Origin of the sequence: Cupriavidus sp. SK-4 (genome assembly GCF_000611125.1) — a bacterium.
Lineage (GTDB): Bacteria > Pseudomonadota > Gammaproteobacteria > Burkholderiales > Burkholderiaceae > Cupriavidus > Cupriavidus necator.
Genome location: NZ_JFJW01000114.1, coordinates 1 through 2,573 on the forward strand (window position 1 = coordinate 1; position 2,573 = coordinate 2,573).

3 protein-coding genes are annotated in these 2,573 nt (G+C 66.5%); all 3 read left to right on the forward strand.

From position 1 onward, the window contains the following. Positions 1–350 (forward strand): aldehyde dehydrogenase family protein (locus CF68_RS24340; RefSeq protein WP_035823775.1); only part of this gene is annotated, 350 nt, incomplete at its 5' end. Between the two features lie 27 nt (positions 351–377). Next, positions 378–2,045 (forward strand): GMC family oxidoreductase, encoded by a 1,668-nt coding sequence (locus CF68_RS24345; RefSeq protein WP_035823778.1) that lies wholly within the window; start codon positions 378–380, stop codon positions 2,043–2,045. Between the two features lie 353 nt (positions 2,046–2,398). Then, positions 2,399–2,573: ATP-binding cassette domain-containing protein (locus CF68_RS24350; protein WP_035823781.1), on the forward strand; the 175-nt coding region annotated here is incomplete at its 3' end.

Genomic DNA, 2,573 nt, shown 5'->3' on the forward strand with positions numbered 1-2,573 from the left:
AGATCTTCGGCCCGGTGCTGTCGGTAGTGCGCGTGCATGACTTTGCCGAAGCCGTGGCGCTGATCAATGCGCACGAGTACGGCAACGGCGTGTCGTGCTACACCAGCGACGGCGGCATCGCGCGTGCGTTCGCGCGGCAGATCCAGATCGGCATGGTCGGCATCAACGTGCCGATTCCGGTGCCGATGGCATGGCATTCATTCGGTGGCTGGAAGCGCTCGCTGTTCGGCGACCACCATGCCTATGGCGAAGAGGGCGTGCGCTTCTACACGCGCTACAAGAGCGTGATGCAGCGCTGGCCGGATTCGATCGCCAAGGGGGCTGAGTTCACCATGCCGGTAGCGAAATAAGCCGCAACGATGATGACAAGAACAGCGATGGAGACATTCGACTACATCATCGTGGGGGCCGGTTCGGCCGGCTGCGTCCTGGCGAACCGCCTGACGCAGGATGCGGACGTCAACGTGCTGCTGCTGGAGGCCGGCGGCAAGGACGATTACCACTGGATCCATATCCCGGTGGGCTACCTGTACTGCATCGGCAACCCGCGCACCGACTGGCTTTATCGCACCGAGGCCGAGGCCGGGCTGAACGGCCGCTCGCTGGGCTATCCGCGCGGGCGCGTGCTGGGCGGTTGCTCGTCGATCAACGGCATGATCTATATGCGCGGCCAGCGCGAGGATTATGACGAGTGGGCGCGGCTCACCGGCGACGCTGGCTGGCGCTGGGACAATGTGCTGCCGCTGTTCAAGCGCAGCGAGGACCACCACCGCGGCCCGAGCGAATTCCATGGCGCCGGCGGTGAATGGCGCGTGGAAGGCCAGCGGCTGCGCTGGGACATCCTGGAGCGCTTTGCCGATGCCGCCGAAGAGGCGGGGATTCCGCGCACGGAGGATTTCAACCGCGGCGACAACTTCGGTGTCGGCTATTTCGAAGTGAACCAGCGCCGCGGCATCCGCTGGAACACGGCCAAGGCCTTCCTGCGGCGTGCGTCGGAGCGTCCCAACCTGACCATTGTCACCGGGGCGCAGGTGAGCGGGCTGACCTTCGACGGGCGCCGTTGCACCGGCGTGAACTATATCGGCGGCGGCCGGCCGCACACGGTGGCGGCCACGCAGGAAGTGATCCTGGCCGCGGGCGCGGTCAATACGCCGCAGCTGCTGGAACTGTCGGGCATCGGCCAGGCCGAGCGCCTGCAGGCGCTGGGTATCCCGGTGCGCCATGCGCTCCCCGGCGTGGGCGAGAACCTGCAGGACCACCTCCAGCTGCGCTCGGTGGTGAAGGTCAGCGGCGTGCGCACGCTCAACACGCGCGCCGCGAGCCTGTGGGGCAAGTTCTGTATCGGCGTGCAGTACGCCTTCAACCAGAGCGGTCCGATGAGCATGGCGCCGTCGCAGCTGGGCGCCTTTGCGCGCTCGGACCCATCGCAGGCGCGGCCGAACGTGGAGTACCACGTGCAGCCGTTGTCGCTGGACAAGTTCGGCGACCCGCTGCATGCGTTCAATGCCTTTACCGCGAGTGCCTGCAACCTGCGGCCGACCTCGCGCGGCAGCGTCCATGTCGGCAGCGCGGATTTCCGCCAGGCGCCGGTGATCGCGCCCAATTACCTGGCGACTGACGAGGATCGGAAAGTCGCGGCCGACTCCATCCGGCTCACGCGCCGTATCGTGGCGTCGCCGGCGCTGGCGCCGTTCCAGCCCGAGGAATGGCTGCCGGGCCCGGCATTCCAGACCGACGAACAGCTGGCCGAAGCGGCCGGCAATATCGGCACCACCATCTTCCATCCGGTTGGCACCTGCAAGATGGGCCGCGCCGACGACCCGATGGCCGTGGTCGACCATCGCCTGCGCGTGCTGGGCATCGACGGACTGCGCGTGGTCGATGCCTCGGTGATGCCGCTGATCACGTCGGGCAACACCAATTCGCCGACCATCATGATCGCCGAGCGCGCCAGCGACCTGATCCGCGAAGACCGCCGGCAGGGCCTGGCAGCGGCGGAAGTATTGGTGCAACCGGCGCCGGCGGCAGCCGCTGCAGGCGCCTGACATGAGCGCGCCACGGGGTCGCGGGCGGGGCCGTGACCAAGTGGCGCGGCCTGCTCATGTGCGCTCGCAAAAAAACTGACACTTGGTTCATGTTTCATAGTGCAAACCCCGATGTTTTGCGATGCAACAGGCGCACACAATAGACGCCTCACAGGGTGCGTCGGCAGCACATCGAAGCCATCGCCGCAACCTGCGCGGGAGCCGCCCCGCACCAAAACAGAAAGCCGCAGGCAGGGCCGCAACCATGGCCAGCCTGGCGGAACAAGCGGCAGCAAGGGCCTACAAGGCCGGTTCGGACCATTGTCAGTGCCGGGCATCACCCCGGCAGTTCAGCAAGAGGGCGGGCAGGAGACATGAATCAGCTGGAAACCATCCTGGAAACGCGGAACCTCACCAAGGAGTTCAAGGGGTTCACGGCGGTGAGCGACGTCAACCTGCAGGTGCGCCGCGGGTCGATCCATGCGTTGATCGGCCCCAACGGCGCCGGCAAGACGACCTGCTTCAACCTGCTCACCAAGTTCCTGGAGC

Coding starts and splice junctions, on each gene's coding strand:
- CF68_RS24345 (WP_035823778.1), top strand. CDS start 378: ATGGAGACATTCGACTACATCATCGTGGGGGCCGGTTCGGCCGGCTGC.